The sequence below is a fragment of the Moraxella sp. K1664 genome, from assembly GCF_039693965.1.
GTDB lineage: Bacteria > Pseudomonadota > Gammaproteobacteria > Pseudomonadales > Moraxellaceae > Moraxella.
Map to the genome: position 1 here is coordinate 585,561 of NZ_CP155576.1, position 17,226 is coordinate 602,786.

The 17,226-nt window shown below is 46.5% G+C and carries 13 protein-coding genes and 1 tRNA gene; 6 read left to right on the plus strand and 8 right to left on the minus strand.

Annotated elements, in window-relative coordinates; all coding sequences use genetic code 11:
* Positions 1 to 2 precede the first annotated feature (2 nt).
* The 5 genes from nqrF to AAHK14_RS03180 all read left to right on the plus strand — a co-directional run bounded on the left by nqrF (position 3) and on the right by AAHK14_RS03180 (position 8,071).
* Positions 3 to 1,235 (plus strand): NADH:ubiquinone reductase (Na(+)-transporting) subunit F, encoded by a 1,233-nt coding sequence (nqrF, locus tag AAHK14_RS03160; protein WP_065256598.1) that lies wholly within the window; start codon positions 3 to 5, stop codon positions 1,233 to 1,235.
* Positions 1,236 to 1,715: 480 nt separating this feature from the next.
* Positions 1,716 to 4,532: a DNA methyltransferase gene (locus tag AAHK14_RS03165; protein WP_065256600.1), complete on the plus strand. Its 2,817-nt coding sequence runs from the start codon at positions 1,716 to 1,718 to the stop codon at positions 4,530 to 4,532.
* Positions 4,533 to 4,599: 67 nt separating this feature from the next.
* On the plus strand, positions 4,600 to 6,780 hold the full coding sequence (locus AAHK14_RS03170; RefSeq protein ID WP_194092527.1) for a DEAD/DEAH box helicase family protein: 2,181 nt from the start codon (positions 4,600 to 4,602) through the stop codon (positions 6,778 to 6,780).
* Entirely contained in the window at positions 6,777 to 7,082 is a 306-nt protein-coding gene (locus tag AAHK14_RS03175) for a hypothetical protein (protein ID WP_065256601.1), read from the plus strand. Before AAHK14_RS03170 ends, AAHK14_RS03175 begins: the two co-directional genes overlap by 4 nt.
* Positions 7,083 to 7,108: 26 nt before the next feature.
* Positions 7,109 to 8,071 (plus strand): GIY-YIG nuclease family protein, encoded by a 963-nt coding sequence (locus tag AAHK14_RS03180; RefSeq protein WP_083108113.1) that lies wholly within the window; start codon positions 7,109 to 7,111, stop codon positions 8,069 to 8,071.
* Positions 8,072 to 8,200: 129 nt separating this feature from the next.
* Here the strand turns inward: AAHK14_RS03180 and AAHK14_RS03185 are convergent.
* The 3 genes from AAHK14_RS03185 to AAHK14_RS03195 all read right to left on the minus strand — a co-directional run bounded on the left by AAHK14_RS03185 (position 8,201) and on the right by AAHK14_RS03195 (position 9,016).
* Positions 8,201 to 8,285 (minus strand) — tRNA-Leu (locus tag AAHK14_RS03185).
* 36 nt (positions 8,286 to 8,321) lie between these two features.
* Complete coding sequence (locus tag AAHK14_RS03190) at positions 8,322 to 8,870, minus strand: hypothetical protein (RefSeq protein WP_065256603.1); 549 nt, start codon at positions 8,868 to 8,870, stop codon at positions 8,322 to 8,324.
* Positions 8,867 to 9,016, minus strand: a complete 150-nt coding sequence (locus AAHK14_RS03195) for a hypothetical protein (protein WP_156065184.1) — start codon at positions 9,014 to 9,016, stop codon at positions 8,867 to 8,869. The genes AAHK14_RS03190 and AAHK14_RS03195 overlap by 4 nt, the downstream gene beginning before the upstream one ends.
* Positions 9,017 to 9,244: 228 nt before the next feature.
* On the opposite strand from AAHK14_RS03195, the gene rlmD reads away from it, so the two are divergent.
* Positions 9,245 to 10,666: a 23S rRNA (uracil(1939)-C(5))-methyltransferase RlmD gene (gene rlmD, locus AAHK14_RS03200; protein ID WP_065256604.1), complete on the plus strand. Its 1,422-nt coding sequence runs from the start codon at positions 9,245 to 9,247 to the stop codon at positions 10,664 to 10,666.
* A gap of 63 nt (positions 10,667 to 10,729) precedes the next feature.
* Here rlmD and mscL read toward each other — a convergent pair whose 3' ends face one another.
* The 5 genes from mscL to AAHK14_RS03225 all read right to left on the minus strand — a co-directional run bounded on the left by mscL (position 10,730) and on the right by AAHK14_RS03225 (position 17,165).
* Entirely contained in the window at positions 10,730 to 11,158 is a 429-nt protein-coding gene (gene mscL / locus AAHK14_RS03205) for a large conductance mechanosensitive channel protein MscL (RefSeq protein ID WP_065256605.1), read from the minus strand.
* A gap of 173 nt (positions 11,159 to 11,331) precedes the next feature.
* Positions 11,332 to 13,179, minus strand: a complete 1,848-nt coding sequence (gene typA / locus AAHK14_RS03210; RefSeq protein ID WP_062498605.1) for a translational GTPase TypA — start codon at positions 13,177 to 13,179, stop codon at positions 11,332 to 11,334.
* 162 nt (positions 13,180 to 13,341) lie between these two features.
* Positions 13,342 to 14,610 (minus strand): OmpA family protein, encoded by a 1,269-nt coding sequence (locus AAHK14_RS03215; RefSeq protein WP_062498604.1) that lies wholly within the window; start codon positions 14,608 to 14,610, stop codon positions 13,342 to 13,344.
* Positions 14,611 to 14,954: 344 nt separating this feature from the next.
* Positions 14,955 to 15,689 (minus strand): pyridoxine 5'-phosphate synthase, encoded by a 735-nt coding sequence (locus tag AAHK14_RS03220; protein ID WP_062498603.1) that lies wholly within the window; start codon positions 15,687 to 15,689, stop codon positions 14,955 to 14,957.
* A gap of 45 nt (positions 15,690 to 15,734) precedes the next feature.
* Positions 15,735 to 17,165, minus strand: coding sequence for a C13 family peptidase (locus AAHK14_RS03225; RefSeq protein ID WP_065256606.1), 1,431 nt, complete (start codon positions 17,163 to 17,165; stop codon positions 15,735 to 15,737).
* Positions 17,166 to 17,226: the final 61 nt, after the last annotated feature.

Sequence of the window (17,226 nt, forward strand, 5' to 3'; positions counted from 1 at the left end):
GTATGTTTGGTACAGCTATTGGTGGCGTTGCCATGTTTACCGCCATCATCATGAGCCTTGTGGTAGTTATCCTTATCGCACGCTCACGATTGGTAAGCTCTGGCAACGTAACCATCAACATCAATGATGACCCCGATAACAGCGTCAGCACCGCCGCTGGGGGCAAACTCTTGCAGACATTGGCAGGCGAAGGCATTTTCCTGTCATCAGCCTGTGGTGGCGGTGGCACATGTGGTCAGTGTCGCTGTAAAGTGCTAGACGGTGGTGGCTCTATCCTACCCACCGAAGAAGGTCATTTTACCCAAGGCGAGATTCGTGAAGGCATGCGTTTGGCGTGTCAAGTTGCCGTCAAACAAGACATGAAAATCGAGATTGACCCTGAATTCTTTGGTGTCAAAAAATGGGAATGTGAAGTCATCTCTAATGACAACGTCGCAACGTTCATCAAAGAGCTGACCCTAAAAATCCCCGAAGGCGAAGTCGTGCCGTTTCGTGCTGGTGGCTATGTACAGCTAGAAGCCCCACCGCACGAAGTCCACTACAAAGACTTTGACATCGCCAAAGAATACCACGAAGACTGGGATAACTTTAACCTATGGCGTTATACATCCAAGGTTGATGAGCCTGTCATTCGTGCCTACTCTATGGCAAACTACCCCGAAGAAAAGGGCATCATCAAGTTCAACATCCGTATCGCAAGCCCACCACCACGGGGGCCTGACAACATCCCACCGGGCAAAATGTCGTCCTATGTGTTTAGTCTAAAACCAGGGGATAAGATTACCGTATCAGGTCCTTATGGCGAGTTCTTTGCCAAAGACACCAAAGCCGAGATGGTATTCATCGGGGGTGGTGCAGGTATGGCACCCATGCGTTCGCACATCTTTGACCAGCTAAAACGCCTAAAATCTGACCGCAAAATCAGCTTTTGGTATGGTGCTCGCTCTAAGCGTGAGATGTTCTATGTCGAAGACTATGACGGTCTGGCTGCCGAGTTCCCAAATTTCACTTGGAACGTGGCTTTGTCTGACCCACAGCCCGAAGACAACTGGGAAGGCTATACAGGCTTTATTCACAACGTCCTGTACGAAAACTACCTAAAAGACCACCCTGCCCCAGAAGATTGTGAATTCTACATGTGTGGTCCACCGGTAATGAACGCTGCCGTCATCAAAATGCTCAAAGACTTGGGCGTCGAAGATGAAAACATCTTGCTTGATGACTTCGGTGGTTGATTACCAACCTTGACAAAATCCGCTCTGTATGGGGCGGATTTTTTGGTGCATGGCAAATCGCCAATCTCAACTTAAAATGGCAACTTTTTGATTAGGGCGTGTTGAACATTGATAACATTTTTATAAAACAAGATGAAAATTTAACACTTTTATCAATTTTTGCATGAAAAATGGCTAAATCTTGTTTTTCGTCGTCAAAAACTTGTCTGATAGAATGACTATCAACCTGCGTTTTTTCCTTGAAAAACGTGCGATTTTTCTCATTTTTCATTGCAAATACCAAAGTTCAACACGCCCTATTTCATAATTATTTTTGGGTTGTGGGGAAAAATTGCAATTCGCCCTTAACAAATCAATCACTCATATAAAGTTGGAAATGGGACTGAGCCATTTTTTTATAGGTCATGGGACAAATCACAAATCGCCCTTTTTCTTTGTTCATATTTGTTTTATAATCCACTCATCAACTAGGAGCATGCCATGTCATTTAACCAAACCCACTTTTATGAACAATTAGAACAACTGGGCAAAGACCCAAACCCCGACACCTTCTTTTTTGAGCTACTGACCCTAACAGGCACATCCAAAAGCACCATCACCAACCTAAAAAATGGCACCAACCCCATCGCAGGCAGTGGGCTAAACGGCATGGCACGAAAAAGCCACTTATACTTTGAGCAGGTGGACAAAGCGACCAGCTTTGACGAGCTGTACGCCCTACTTGACACCATCAAAGCCAATCCCGCCATCAAACGCCACAAAATCCGTATCATCTTTTTGACCGACTTTGACAAGATTTTGGCGTATGATACCAAACTAGATGACACGCTTAGCATCGAGCGGTTTGATGAGATAAACTCCGACTTCACGTTCTTTTTGCCCTTGGTTGGCATTGAAAAAAGCCAAACATACAGCGAACACCCTGCCGATGTCAAAGCATCTGAGAAAATGGGGCGACTGTTTGACCAGCTCAAAAAACACAACGATTTTAAACAGAACAAAGACGACATTCATGCCCTAAACTTATTTTTGACACGGCTGTTATTTTGCTTTTTTGCCGATGATACGGGCATTTTTGACAAAGACAGCTTTGCCCACACCTTACAAAACGTCACTCAGACAGACGGTAGCGACCTTGCGGTATTTTTTGAAAACCTATTTAGCGTGCTAAACCTGCCAGAAGACAGCCCCGAACGCACCGAATACCCATCCTATTTACACGGTTTTCCTTATGTCAATGGCGGGATTTTTAAGGATTTTTATGCCATTCCCATCTTTACCAGTCGCTCTCGGCGTGTCTTGATTGAGTGTGCTCGCTTGGATTGGAGTCAGATTAACCCTGACATCTTTGGCTCCATGTTCCAAGCGGTCATTGACCCTGCCCAGAGAAGTCAGCTAGGACAGCACTACACGTCCGTGAGCAACATCAAAAAAGTGATAGAACCCCTGTTCATCGCACCCCTACGCCAAGAGCTGAACACACTACTGGCACTAAGCGATGACAACAAATCCAAAAACAACAAACAAGCACGCCTAGAACATTTTCTCACCCGCCTGCGTGGCATCAAAGTCTTTGACCCTGCCTGTGGTTCGGGCAACTTTTTGATTACCGCTTATAAAGCCCTACGCCATTTGGAGATGGACACCATCCATGCCTTGCAGTTACTCATCGGTGGCAAGCCTGAGTTTGATGACAAACACTTGGAGCTGGGGTTGGGGCTTGGGTATGACAGTCAGATACCCCTTGGTCATTTTTATGGCATTGATTATGATGATTTTCCAGTACAAATCGCCCATTTGTCGCTGTATCTGGCAGACCATCAGATGAATGCGATTTTTCGGTCAAAATTCGGGCATTGTCGTGACACCTTGCCATTACAACAAGGCGGGCATATCGTTCAGGGCAACAGCCTACGCACCGATTGGCAAAAAGTCTGCCCCAATAACGGCACCGATGAGATTTATATCGTGGGCAATCCCCCATTTAACGGAAAAGCCAAACGCAATGAAGAACAAAAAGCAGACATGGAACTTGTTTTTAAAAAAATAAAGGGAGCAAACACCTTAGATTATGTGGCGTGTTGGTTTTATAAAGCTGGACAATACATTCAAAATAGCCATGCGAAAATGGCATTGGTTGCCACCAACTCTATCGTACAAGGCGAACAAGTTTCATTGCTGTTTAAACCCTTGTTTGACATGGGTCTAACCATCGGTTTTGCTTACCCAAGTTTCATTTGGAGAAATAACGCCCGTGATAATGCCACCGTACATGTGGTCATCATTGGTCTAACCAACAAAAACAACCCTTTAAATATTGACAAAGCTCTTTATCATTATAACGAGAAAACCGACATCAGCGTAACCGAACATGCACAAAATATCAGCCCCTATCTAATCAAAGGGTCGGACATTATTGTGGAAAAACGCTCAAATCCAATTACCAACCAATCGCCGATGGAATTTGGCAGTATGCCAAATGATGGGGGACATCTATTATTAACCGCTGATGAAAAAGACGCACTGACTGCCAAAGAACCGCAAGCCCAAAAATGGATAAAAAAACTGCTGGGTGCTGATGAATTTTTAAATGGCAAACAACGTTTTTGCTTATGGCTTGCTGGCATTAATGATGATGAGCTTGCAAAAATGCCCTTTGTCTTAGAGCGAGTGCAAGCAGTTCAAGCCATTCGTCAAAAAAGCACCCGTAAAGAAACCCGAGAATTGGCAGATACGCCACATTTATTTGGGGAAATCCGTCAGCCCACATCGGGTAAATACATTCTTGTGCCAAGCGTGTCATCAGAACGTCGCCCTTATATTCCCATTGATTTTTTAAATCATGATATTATTTCCACCAACGCCAATCAAATCATTCCCAATGCCACCATGTTTGATTTTGGCATATTAACATCACAGGCACATAACGACTGGATGAGATTGGTGGCGGGCAGACTAAAAAGTGACTACCGCTACTCAGGCACGATTGTCTATAACACCTTTGCATTTCCTGATGTCAGCGATGATGATAAGGCAACGATAGAACAGCTTGCCAAAGACATCCTAAGAGCCAGAGCCATGCACCAAGGCAAGACACTTGCCGAGCTGTACAACCCTGAGACCATGCCCGACAACCTAAAACAGGCACATCACAGGCTTGATGTTGCGGTGGATAAGCTGTATCGTGAACAGGGTTTTGCCGATACTGCCGAGCGACTGGCGTTTTTGTTGGCACGCTACGAAAAACTCATCCAACAAGAAGCCACCAAAAAGACAGACAAAGCCCATAAAAAATAAAACCATCTAAGGCGTGCTAGGATGTGCCTTTGCATGCCTTTGTATTTGCCATGATAATGGATGCACCATGACCGAAATCTCCCTACTTACCAAAACCTACACCCAAACAGGCGACAGCCAAGCCGAAAACCACATGGGCATGCGACAAATGCAATCCCGTGCCTTTGCCAAACGCAACTGCCAATACCTGCTCATCAAATCGCCCCCAGCATCGGGCAAATCCCGTGCCATGATGTACATCGCTCTGGACAAACTAAGAAATCAAGGCATCAACAAAGTAGTCATCATCGTGCCTGAGATGAGCATCGGGCGGTCTTTTGCCAGTACTGATTTGACATCATCGGGATTTTTTGCCGATTGGCAGGTGGCACATCGCTATAATCTTTGTCTCAATACTTTGTCCAGCGACACCGCCAAGACTCAGATTTTTGCGGAGTTTATGGCAGATGACAACCCCGCACAGGTCTTGGTCTGCACCCATCACAGCTTTCGTTTTGGCTATGACAAGCTGGACAACCCTAAGCTGTTTGACAAGGTACTACTGGGCATTGATGAATTTCATCACGTCTCAGCATCGGACAACAGCCGATTGGGGGCTATCTTAGATGAGATAATGAGCGTATCGGATGCTCACGTTGTCGCCATGACAGGCTCGTATTTTCGGGGCGATGCCATTCCCATCTTGACCCCAGAAGACGAAGAGCGGTTTGAGAAAGTCACTTATAGCTACTATGAACAGCTAAATGGCTACACCCATCTAAAATCGCTGAGCTTGGATTATAAATTCTACGGTCAGTCGTTTTTTGATGCCCTAAGTGACTGCTTTGACACCACCAAAAAAACCATCGTACACATCCCCAACGTCAATTCCCAATCCGCCGAAACGGACAAATACAACACCGTGGGCAAAATCATGGACATCATCGGCGAACCCATCGCCCAAGACCTAGACACAGGGGTGTGGTTGGTTGCCACCGCTGACGGCAGAACCCTAAAACTGGCGGATTTGGTTACAGATGATGAGCACCGCCCAAAAACCCAACAGTATCTCGCCCAAATCAGCCATCGAGACGACATGGACATCATCATCGCACTGGGCATGGCAAAAGAAGGCTTTGACTGGGTGTACTGCGAGCACGTCCTAACCATCGGCTATCGTGGCTCCATGACCGAAGTGGTGCAAATCATCGGGCGAGCAACCCGAGACTGTGTGGACAAAACCCATGCCAAATTTACCAACGTCATCGCCAAGCCTGATGCAAACCAAGATGATGTCGTCTCTGGGGTCAATGACATGCTAAAAGCCATCTCCTTGTCGCTACTCATGGAACAAGTGCTTGCCCCTAACGTCAATTTTCGCCGTAGAAGCACGCTGACAGAGAACGAAAAACTCCCCACTGGCACCATCATCATCGATGATGGCAAAGATGGCAGTCGCCTATCAAAACGTGCCGAGAAAATCCTACAACAAGACATGCCCGACCTAATCGCCACCATCGCCCAAGACACCCGTGTGTCTGCCCAATACCTGTCCAGCGACGAAGGCAGAAACGTGGTGGACTCAGAAATCATCAATGACACCATCATCCCACAGATTATCCGCACACGCTATCCTGATTTGGACGACAAAGAGACCGACCAAGTCATGCAGGGGCTACTCGCTCAGGTGTACATCAACAGCCATGGCGGTATGATTGATGGCGATGACATCAGCCCTGATGCCGTGATAGAGAACGAAGAGCTGTACATCTTTCAAGACGGCAGATACATCAACACCGAGCATCTAAGCCCAGAACAAAGGGCGGTCATCGCCGAGCATGTCCGCCACAGAGATTTGCCTGATGATGCCAAGATTTTTGACCCCCACACCCAGACCACCACCAAAAAGAGCGTGCATGGCTTTGTCAAAATCGGCGAAAAATTCATCAACGTGGATAAAATCCCCGTGGATTTGATTCATGCGGTCAACCCCTTTGCCAAGGCGTATGAAGTGCTGTCAAAAAACATAGACAGCGACACCCTAAAAACCATCAATAACGTGGTCAAAGCCACCAAATCCAACATCAGTGAAGCCGAAGCGGTACAAAGCTGGACTTTGATAGAGCGGTTTTTTAAAACCCATGGGCGAGAACCCGACCCGAACTCAACCGACCCCAGAGAAGCACGCATGGGACTGGTGCTGGCATGGGTCAGAAACAAAAAAGCAGAGCGTTTACGCCAACAACAAAACACCAAGGATAACGCATGAACATCAACGCCCTATATGAGAGCCGAAAATATCACAATCTCGATGATTTGTTCGCCAATGAGACAAGCACCCTGCTAGATGACGTCCAAATCGCACCCCAAAAAACCATCCATACCGCAGATGACATACTCACCCACCGCTTTGGTGAGATTATGGCGTTTTATGAAAAACAGGGGCGACCACCCATGATGGACAGTGATGATTTTGACGAAGAGCTGTTGGCGATAGCGTTATCATCGATACAACACAACGCCGAGCAAAGAGATGTTTTGCTGGCACATGACCGCTTTGGCTTATTATAAAAGAGCATGAGAGAGCATGAGAGAGCATGAGAGAGTATATGACAGCACATCATGAACAGACCACCCCATCCGTGCAGTCTTTGGATGACATCTTTTCATCAGACAGGCTAGGCTTGTTAGATGACATTGGCAACGTGGACATACTCGGCGACAACACCCACAGCATTCGTGCCAAAAAAAGGATACTAAATACCCCTGATGATACCGCTGACAGATACCCTTGTCCTGATTTTGACAACTTTCGCCCGATATTTTTTAAGATTGAACAGCTCATCCAACAGGGCAAATACAAAATCCAAAACAGCCGTCCCACAGACTATGTCAAAAAAAATGCCGTGTTCGTGTTGCAAGGCATGCTCTGTTTCGTCGCTGACATCTATGAAGACAGCGGTCGCCAAAACAGTCTTTTTAAAGACCGCATTCGCCTAGTTTTTGCCAACGGCACCGAATCCAACATGCTGGCACGCTCGCTGGCAACCGCCCTATCCAAGCACAGACAGACCAGTCATCATGTGCTAATGACTGATGATGAGTGGCTCATGCAGTTCCCGCTGTCAGATGATGATTTGTTCAGAACCCACGATGATGCTCGCACGGGCGTGATTTATGTCGCTCGCCTGACTCAGCCTAGGGCGGAGTTCATGCGTTATTTGCATTTGCACAAAATCGGCTTTACCAAAGGCACAGGTGATGAGCGTATCAAAAACTGCTTGGATGATGAGACTTTTTTGTACAGCGACGTAGAAATCATCGCCGAATACGAGATGAGTAACGCCAATGCCCAAAAGATTGAGTTCATCTTACATTCTTTTTTTGCCGAGCAAAAGCTCAACATGAGACTGCTGGCAAAAGACGGTCGCTACTATAAGCCTAGCGAGTGGTTCAATGTGCCGATAGAGATGATTGACCGAGCCATTGATTTGATTGGGACGGGTCAGATAAACCAATATCGTTATAATGACTATCTGATGAGTATCGAGAAAAGATAGCAAAATAAAAAGCGGGGGTAGTAAAGCAACCCCCAAATCTTGCCACCTTGTATTTATCACCTTGTCATAAACACAAAAAAGGCTTAATCCTATTATACAGACTAAGCCTTTGATTTTTAAAGGATTATTTGGTGCGAACGGAGGGACTTGAACCCTCACGCCGTGAAGCACTACCCCCTCAAGATAGCGTGTCTACCAATTCCACCACGTTCGCAAGTGGTGTGCATTATAGCCGAAGCCATCATCATTTTCAAGTATTTTTTGCAAAAGATAGCGGTGTATCTCGCCCAAAATGCACCTCAACAGTCAGTTTTGGTACGTCCCCCAGCACGTCTTGGCACACGTTCATGACATGCTCGGCAGTGAGCCACTCCACCGCACTGCTCTCTTGGGCGGTGTCCTTGACCAGCAGAGCCGACCCCAGTATCGCCACACGTCTGAGTCCTTTGTATCGCATGAGTTCATAAATGTGTGGTTTTAGGGCGGTTAGGCAGCGTGTGAGCATTCGCACGCTGATGGGCTGTTCGGGGAATTTTTGGACGACAAGGCTACCGACATATTCTGCCCCGCCCGTCTGCACGCCAAGCCCTGCGGTCTGCTTGGAGATACGAAACACCAACGCATCGCCCAGCGACAGCTCGCCCCCGATTGCCTTTTTTTGATAATGCTCGTAGTTATCGGCATACAAACCTTTGCACCTTGCGATGACAGGGTGGGCGATGTTACCGTCCGTGCTAACGGGCATGATAAGCATCTGAGCACGAGACTGCAAAAACGGCTCATGACTGGCAAAAATCACAACGCACCGCCCGATACAGGATGGGTTTGCTCGTTGTCGGGATTGTCATTATTATCTTTTTCATCAGCAGACAGTTCGGTATTGTCATGTTCATCAGCTAGGCTGTCATGAATGATAAAGGGGTTGATGTTACATAGCTCGCACATAATTTTCACATATAGATGAAGAACGTTAAAATTACCGCAAATTTATGATGTGTGGTATCATCAAGGGCGTGGAAAGCACGCCCCTACAAAGCCTGTGGTAAATATTAAGTTTGTTAAGTATAAATATCAATAGACCCTACTTATTATAATGCCAAACACCAAAAATACCAATGCCCACCGCCAATAATGATATAATGCCCATTTATGATACCCAAAAAATAGGCAATCATGACCCACCAGTTATCCAAATCCGAGCAAACCCGAACACCCATTACCCTACACATTACCGCCCTAACCCATGACGGGCGTGGTATCGCAACCTATGATGACACGCATGGCGACAAATCGGGCAAAAAAGTCTTTGTTAGCCACGCCCTACCCACCGAGACGGTAACGGCAACCCTTACCAAATCCAAAAAAAGCTATGACGAAGCCGACTGCTTGGACGTGCTAACCCCAAGTCCCCACCGCACCGCTCCCATGTGTCCGCATTTTGGGGTGTGTGGCGGTTGCACCTTACAGCATTTTGACGTGGATGAGCAGATTAAGCACAAACAGTCCGTCCTACAAAACCACCTTGCCAAATCAGGCATTACCCCTGCCACGTGGCTGTCGCCAATCGTGGGCGACAGAACGCATTATCGCACCAAAGCCCGTTTGGGCGTGCGTTACCTACCCAAGACAGACAGACTTATCGTGGGTTTTCGTGAGCGAGCGAGTAATTTTTTGACGGACATTGGCACTTGTCCGATTTTGGATAGGCGTGTGGGCGATAGATTAGATGACTTAAAACAGCTTTTAAAAACGCTAAAAATCAAAGACAGTATTACCCACTTAGAAATCGCTATGGGCGAGAATGCGAGCAAAGAAATGGGCGACTTGCCAAGCGTGGCTCTTATCGTTCGCCATACCAAGCCAATCAATAAAGCCGACACCGCCAAACTTATCCATTTTGGCAAGCCCGTTAATTGGCAAGTTTATTTACAGCCCAAAGGATATGACAGCATTTACCGCATTGATAGCACGGACAAGGCAATACTGCCCATGAGCCACGCCACGCCCCCGACAGGCGGACTGTTTTATCATTTGCCTGAGTTTGGCTTAACCTTACAAAGTAGCCCCACCGACTTTACACAGGTCAATTTATCGGTCAATCGGCAAATGGTTGAGCTTGCCTGCCGTCTTCTAGATTTAAAGCAAGGCGAGCGAGTGCTAGATTTGTTTTGTGGACTGGGTAACTTTTCGCTTGCTCTTGCCAAATGCGTGGGGGATACGGGCAAGGTCATTGGCGTGGAAGGTAGCACTGACATGGCCATGCGTGCTACGATGAATGCTAGGGACAACGGACTTGCCAACACCGAATTTTTTGCCCAAGACCTAACCCAAGATTTCTCAGATAAGCCGTGGGTCGGGCAGGTGGATGCTCTACTCATTGACCCGCCACGCACAGGAGCATGGGAAGTTATGGATTATCTGGGGCGATTTGATGCCCGCCGTATCGTCTATGTCTCATGCGACCCTGCCACGCTTGCCCGAGACAGCATTCGCCTTGCCGAGCAGGGCTATCGGGCGACTCATGCAGGGGTTATGGATATGTTTTGTCATACAGGACACGTTGAGAGCATTGTTCGCTTTGAAAAGGTGGTCTAAACCCATCAAAACAACAAACCCATCATCTATCAGATGATGGGTTTTGGGTATGATACATGCTAATTATTTGCTTAGCTTTTGGCTAATCTCACGCAGTAGCAATACCTCTTCTGATGGCTCGGCAGGAGCTTCTGGTTCTGCTTCGGCTTGTCTACGCATTTTGTTCATGCCTTTAACAAGCAAGAATACGATGAATGCTAGGATGATAAAATTAATCAAAATCGTGATAAAATTACCATACGCCAATACAGGCACGCCCGCCTCTTTTAAGGCGGCGTAAGTCATCGCTGTACCCTCTGGCACTTCGGCAAGTGGGATAAGCATGTTGCTAAAATCCACGTCGCCAATCACCGCAGAGATGACCGGCATAATCACATCATCGACCAATGACGTGGTAATCTTGCCGAACGCCCCGCCGATGATGACACCAACTGCCAAATCCATCACGTTGCCTTTGACGGCAAATTCTTTAAACTCTTGAAGCATACTCATGGTTTGTCTCAACTTTTAACAAAAATATGAAAATTATTCTTATTCTCATATTCTAACAAAATTTGGGGTAATATGCAAAGACTTGCCCCAAATCAACAAATTGACGGATAAGATACCATTTATTTCTAAAATAACAATTTAGAATATTTAAATGATGGCATCATTTTTGTCAATTAAGCATCCTTTTTACGCCCAAAACGCTTACGGTCATTTTCGGTCAGATACTTTTTGCGAATACGGATGGATTTTGGCGTGACTTCGACAAGCTCATCATCTTCGATAAACTCTAACGCCTGCTCCAAGCTATACTCCAAGGCAGGGGTCAGGATAATCGCATCGTCCGAGCCTGACGCACGGATGTTGGTCAGCTGTTTGGCTTTGGTTGGGTTGACCACCATGTCATCGCCACGAGAGTTGATACCGACAATCATACCTTCATAAACTTCAAGCTGTGGCTTGGCGAACAGTCGACCACGCTCTTGCAAGCTAAACAGAGCATAGCCTAGGCAAGTACCTGTTACCATAGAAATGAGTACGCCATTTTGACGTTTGGCAACCGCACCCTCTTTCATCTCGCCATAATGGCTAAAACTTGATGTCATGATACCCGTGCCAGATGTCATGGTCAAAAACTCCGAGCGAAAGCCGATAAGTCCACGAGACGGCACAGTTGCCTCGATACGGATACGACCTTTGCCGTCCACCTCCATGTTGGTCAGCTCGCCTTTGCGGTTACCCATCTGCTCCATGACTGCCCCTTGATGCTGTTCTTCGACATCAAAAGTCACGTTCTCATAAGGCTCACACATCACACCATCAATCTCTTTGATGATAACTTCTGGTCGAGATACACCCAGCTCAAAGCCCTCACGTCTCATGTTTTCAATCAAAACAGACAGATGTAGCTCGCCACGACCCGATACCTTAAAGCGGTCTGGACTGTCGGTGTCTTCAACACGCAGTGCCACATTATGAATCAGTTCACGGTCTAGGCGTTCACGAATGTTGCGAGACGTGACAAATTTACCCTCTTTGCCGGCAAATGGGCTGTCATTGACCTGAAAAGTCATCGATACGGTCGGCTCATCCACCGATAACGCTGGCAAGGCTTCGACTTCTTTGGGGTCGCAAATGGTGTCTGAGATGTTAAGGTTGTCAATGCCCGTTACGCAGACGATGTCGCCTGCTTGGGCAGAGTCCACGTCCACACGTTCAAGTCCATGATAGCCCATGATTTTTAGGATACGACCGTTACGCTTGTTGCCGTCTTTATCCACAATCACCACAGGGGTATTGGTCTTGACCGAGCCACGCTGAATGCGACCCACGCCAATCACGCCAACAAAGCTGTTGTAGTCAAGGCTTGAAATTTGCATTTGGAATGCACCGTCCACGTCCACTTTTGGTGGCTCAACGATGTCCACAATGGTCTCAAACAAGGGGGTCATGTCAGGGGCAAGCTCATCAGGCGATAGTCCTGCAATGCCGTTAATGCCCGAGGCATAGACAATCGGAAAATCAAGTTGTTCGTCTGTACCACCAAGATTATCAAATAAATCAAAGACTTGGTCAATCACCCAATCAGCACGGGCGGCAGGTTTGTCGATTTTATTGATAATCACAATCGGCTTTAAGCCACGGGCAAACGCCTTTTGGGTCACAAAGCGAGTCTGTGGCATCGGGCCTTCTTGGCTATCGACCAGCAGTAGCACACAGTCCACCATAGACAGCACACGCTCCACTTCACCGCCAAAGTCGGCGTGTCCGGGGGTGTCCACGATGTTAATGCGGTATTCGGTATCGGTGCGTTTGTCCGTCCACTTGATGGCGGTATTTTTGGCAAGAATGGTAATGCCACGCTCGCTCTCTAGGGCGTTTGAGTCCATGACTCGTTCAATCTCACCCGCACGCTCGCCTAAGGCACCAGATTGTTGTAAAAGTTTATCAACCAAGGTTGTTTTACCGTGGTCAACGTGAGCAATAATGGCAATATTGCGTAGATGTTGGATATTGTTTGACATAAAATCTCAAAAAATGTAGAAAAATAGGTGTGTAAGCCAATAACTCACACAAAAGCTGTCTATTATAGCACGGTTTTGGACAAATACAGCATTCAAATCCTATATTTTGATAAATAAAAAACCACCCAAATTGCTTTGGATGGTTTTTGAATAATCAAAAGATTATCTGGTTTCTACAACGTTAGTTACTTTGTTACCTTGGATAACTGCATAAACACGACGGTTAAGTGCTTTGTTTTCAGCAGTATCGTTAGGCACCGCAGGACGGTCAAAGCCATAACCTACCGCAGAAACACGGTTAGGAGCGATACCAAACTCGTTAGATAGCATAGACTTCACAGCGTTTGCACGAGCTTCTGATAGGCGTTGGTTGTAGCGAGCACTTGAACGCTTGCTGTCTTTAGATGCGTGACCTTCGATGGCAGCAGTAGCGTTCGGGAATTCACGCATTTTTTCTGCAACTTTGGCAACTTCTTCACGGAACTGTGGCTTGATGTTTGACTTGTCACGGTCAAAGAATACACGAAGTTCCATGCGTAGGTCTTCTTGTACTGCACGCTCAACTGGACAGCCGTTAGCATCTACCACAACGTTACGTGGGGTATTTGGGCATAGATCTAGATGGTCAGCCACACCGTCGCCATCACTATCAACAACTTCTGGTGCTTCAATCACAATCACTGGTGGTGTAGTTACCACTGGTGGTGTAGTTACCACAGGCTCATGAATAGGTGCTACAGGTACGGTAGGTGCCAAACGACCACCTAGGGTTACTTCAAGACCTGCTAGGGCTTGACCTTCCCACCATGCGTTGTCAAAGTTGTGAACGGCACGAGCTTCGCCACGTAGAGCTAAGGCATCGTTGATTAGGTAGCGAGCACCTAGACCTAGGTTACCGATGGTGTCTTTTGATTCAGATACTTCTGTGCCAGCTGGTGTGCCATCAAGAAGTTGTTCACGGCTTTCTACTTTATATTTGGCTTGACCTGCACCGATAAGCACATAAGGCTTGAACTTATTGTTGGTGTAGCCTGAAAACTGCTCAGTACCAATTAGGAAGTTACCAGAGATGATTTCTTCTTTGGCATCAAATACGTTTCTAGGATGAGCATTAGCAGAAGCTTTTGAAGCTCTTGCATCAGTGTCAGTTACGCCATATTCTACTTGGAACTGAGTAGATGGGGTTAGTTCCACACCTAGGGCTACGCCAGTATATAGGTCGCTTTCAAGAGCAACACCGCCATTTGTTGGGTTGGTAGGTGCATTGGTGTTAGCACCGTTAAGTTGCTGACCAGTTTTAAAAATCTCACGTTGCTTTTTGTGAGCTTCGTCTTGATATTGGTAACCAACTAGTGGGGTTACGGTTACGCCAGCAGATGCAGCGGTAGCAGCAGTAGCAACCAATGCCAAAGCGATTTTATTAAGTTTCATAAATTCCTCCAAAGGATGGTTTTGATAAAGTCAAACACACTTAGACTATCACTGTCTATTCTAACATTAAGCGGAAATATTTTTCAATACAAATTACAAAAATAATTCAGCTTTCTGACAGATAGTTATAGCTTAACGGCAAAATTAAAATTTGACAACCTTTTTTTGATGAAAAATACAGTTTATTACATAAAAGGTGCCAACTTTTACAATAAAATGGGGATTTTTTACCGATAAATGGTAATAGACTTCTTTCCAAACCCTGATTTTTATGGATTTTTAAAAACTTCAACCCCAATACTTATAAGGGTTTATTTTTAGTTTGGAAAGAGATTTAATAAAGGTTAATCAGAGAATGCTTGTCTCATGTTTTTCACCGCTTTATCTAGTCCCACAAACACGCTATCGGCAATGATACTATGCCCGATGTTTAATTCATGAACGCCGTCAATTTGGGCAATGGGAGCAACATTATCCACCGTCAAGCCATGCCCTGCATTCACCAAAAAGCTCGGATGCTTGGATAAGGCAAACGCCACCGCCATTTTGACACGGTCTAACTCATGGCTGATTTTTTCTTTATCATTTTCAAGACAGCGTTCAGCATACGCCCCTGTATGAATCTCAATGGCATCTGCTCCAAGCTCTATCGCCCTTTCAATTTGGGCGGTATCAGGGTCAATAAAGAGCGATACTTTGATACCGACATTCTGTAAGTCTTTGATAAAGCTGGGTAATTTATCATTATTGATAACATCAAGCCCACCTTCGGTCGTCACCTCTTGGCGTTTTTCGGGGACAAGGCACACCCACTGGGGACGGACATCACGGGCAATGGCGAGCATCTCATCTGTTACCGCCATTTCTAGGTTCATCGGAATGCCAATCGCCTCTTTCATGGCATAGACATCGACATCCTTGATATGACGGCGGTCTTCACGCAGGTGCAGGGTAATGCCGTCCGCTCCTGCCTGCTCACACACCACCGCCCCTTTGACAGGACACGGATAATCCACGCCACGGGCGTTACGAAGCGTGGCGATGTGGTCAATATTGACACCAAGTCGGGGAGTTTTCATGGTTTTTCCTTAATAATATGTCGCATGTGTTAGGGCTTGTTATTGTTAAGGCTTGCCATCTGCTGGCATGGTCGGCTCTTGACTGTTGTCAAAAAGCGTTTGTTCCAACTCAGGCAGTGCCGTTTTCATGAGACTACCAACATACATCTGCGGCTGTGATGGCGTAAAGCCCATGAGTGCTTCTAGCTCGCCCACCCGCTTTTTGGCGTAGGCGTAGGCATTATCAAAAGTGTTTTTATCGCCACGCAAACCTTCGGCAAAAAACGCCCGTCCAAAATAACTCAAATCGGCGTTATGACTGCACCCAAAAGACGCTCTATCGGCAGCCGATGCGGTGATAATAAGCGTGGTCGGTGATGCCAAACTCTCAATAAACGCACCCGAGTAGCACGATGAGATGACAATCACCCGCCAACGAATGCCCGATGCATCCAGTGTCTCTTTTAGCCACACAGGGTCAATGTCATCCAAATCCAGTGGCGGGTTATCCAGCACCAAATCCCCTAAAATCTGACCACTCTCATCCACCGCTCCGTGTGAGCTTAACGTCAAAAACAGCACATCTTCATCAGCATTCATCTGCTTACCGATGGTTTGGAGTGTCTCGTGAATGCTGGTCTTGGTGGCGATGGGGTCAGACTGCCATGTGTTTGGGTTATTGATGAGTGCAATCGATTTGCCCTTTGTACCAAAACGCACATCAAACAGCTGTTTTGCCTGCTCTATTTCATTGGTAAAGACATCCAACTCACTATATCCTGCCACACCCATAAAGTACCAGTCGGTCTCGCCCGTCTCCGACTTTTCAATGCCTGCCAAATGGTCTGCCAAAATCATCGGCTGGGCATAAAAAGCGGTCTCGCTGATGGTCGGGTTTTGGTTTTTTACCTTAAAAATGGGTTGGTCTGCCACGTTTTTTTGCCATACTACCAACAGGGCAATCGCCCCGATCATCATGATGACTCGCTCCCACCACTGCCAGTGCAAACGTTTGGCAAAAATCAGAAGCAGTGCTGCCGTCTGCCACACAAACAGTGCCACGAACAAATCTGGCAAAATGCGATACATCCAGTTTGGTAGCCAGTTTTGCAAGCTCAAAAACTGCATGCCACTTTGCACCAAAATCAGTAGCGTATCCGCCACAAGCCACAAAATCACAGGCACAAACAGCAGTGAATAGTTGAGCGTACGCTTGGCAAGCAAAATCCCTGCAATGAGCATGATGGTCGGCCAAATCAGATAACTGATGAGTCCTTGCTCGTTAAAATCACTGCCAAAATGTGCTGTCAGCCATGCCAGCAAAATATTGACCGCCAACGCCAATAAAGCAAATAGCACAAACTGCCCAAACGTGGGCTTAACCCAATTAAAGGCACGTACTGACCCCACCAACATCCACAAGGCAGCGACGATATTGGCGGCAAAGTTTAGGGAAAATCTTGGTAAAGACTGTATTTTTAGGGATTGTAGTGACAAATGGCGACTCTTTATCAGATATAAAACAAAAAGCTAATTTGGCTTATTTTCGCAAAAATTT

What these genes read in the sequence shown, in the direction of transcription:
- AAHK14_RS03220 (WP_062498603.1), bottom strand. Translation starts at nt 15,689, where the DNA reads ATGAAAACTCCCCGACTTGGTGTCAATATTGACCACATCGCCACGCTT.
- mscL (WP_065256605.1), bottom strand. Translation starts at nt 11,158, where the DNA reads ATGAGTATGCTTCAAGAGTTTAAAGAATTTGCCGTCAAAGGCAACGTG.
- AAHK14_RS03170 (WP_194092527.1), top strand. Translation starts at nt 4,600, where the DNA reads ATGACCGAAATCTCCCTACTTACCAAAACCTACACCCAAACAGGCGAC.
- AAHK14_RS03195 (WP_156065184.1), bottom strand. Translation starts at nt 9,016, where the DNA reads ATGTGCGAGCTATGTAACATCAACCCCTTTATCATTCATGACAGCCTA.
- typA (WP_062498605.1), bottom strand. Translation starts at nt 13,179, where the DNA reads ATGTCAAACAATATCCAACATCTACGCAATATTGCCATTATTGCTCAC.
- AAHK14_RS03165 (WP_065256600.1), top strand. Translation starts at nt 1,716, where the DNA reads ATGTCATTTAACCAAACCCACTTTTATGAACAATTAGAACAACTGGGC.
- AAHK14_RS03175 (WP_065256601.1), top strand. Translation starts at nt 6,777, where the DNA reads ATGAACATCAACGCCCTATATGAGAGCCGAAAATATCACAATCTCGAT.
- nqrF (WP_065256598.1), top strand. Translation starts at nt 3, where the DNA reads ATGTTTGGTACAGCTATTGGTGGCGTTGCCATGTTTACCGCCATCATC.
- AAHK14_RS03180 (WP_083108113.1), top strand. Translation starts at nt 7,109, where the DNA reads ATGAGAGAGTATATGACAGCACATCATGAACAGACCACCCCATCCGTG.
- AAHK14_RS03215 (WP_062498604.1), bottom strand. Translation starts at nt 14,610, where the DNA reads ATGAAACTTAATAAAATCGCTTTGGCATTGGTTGCTACTGCTGCTACC.
- rlmD (WP_065256604.1), top strand. Translation starts at nt 9,245, where the DNA reads ATGACCCACCAGTTATCCAAATCCGAGCAAACCCGAACACCCATTACC.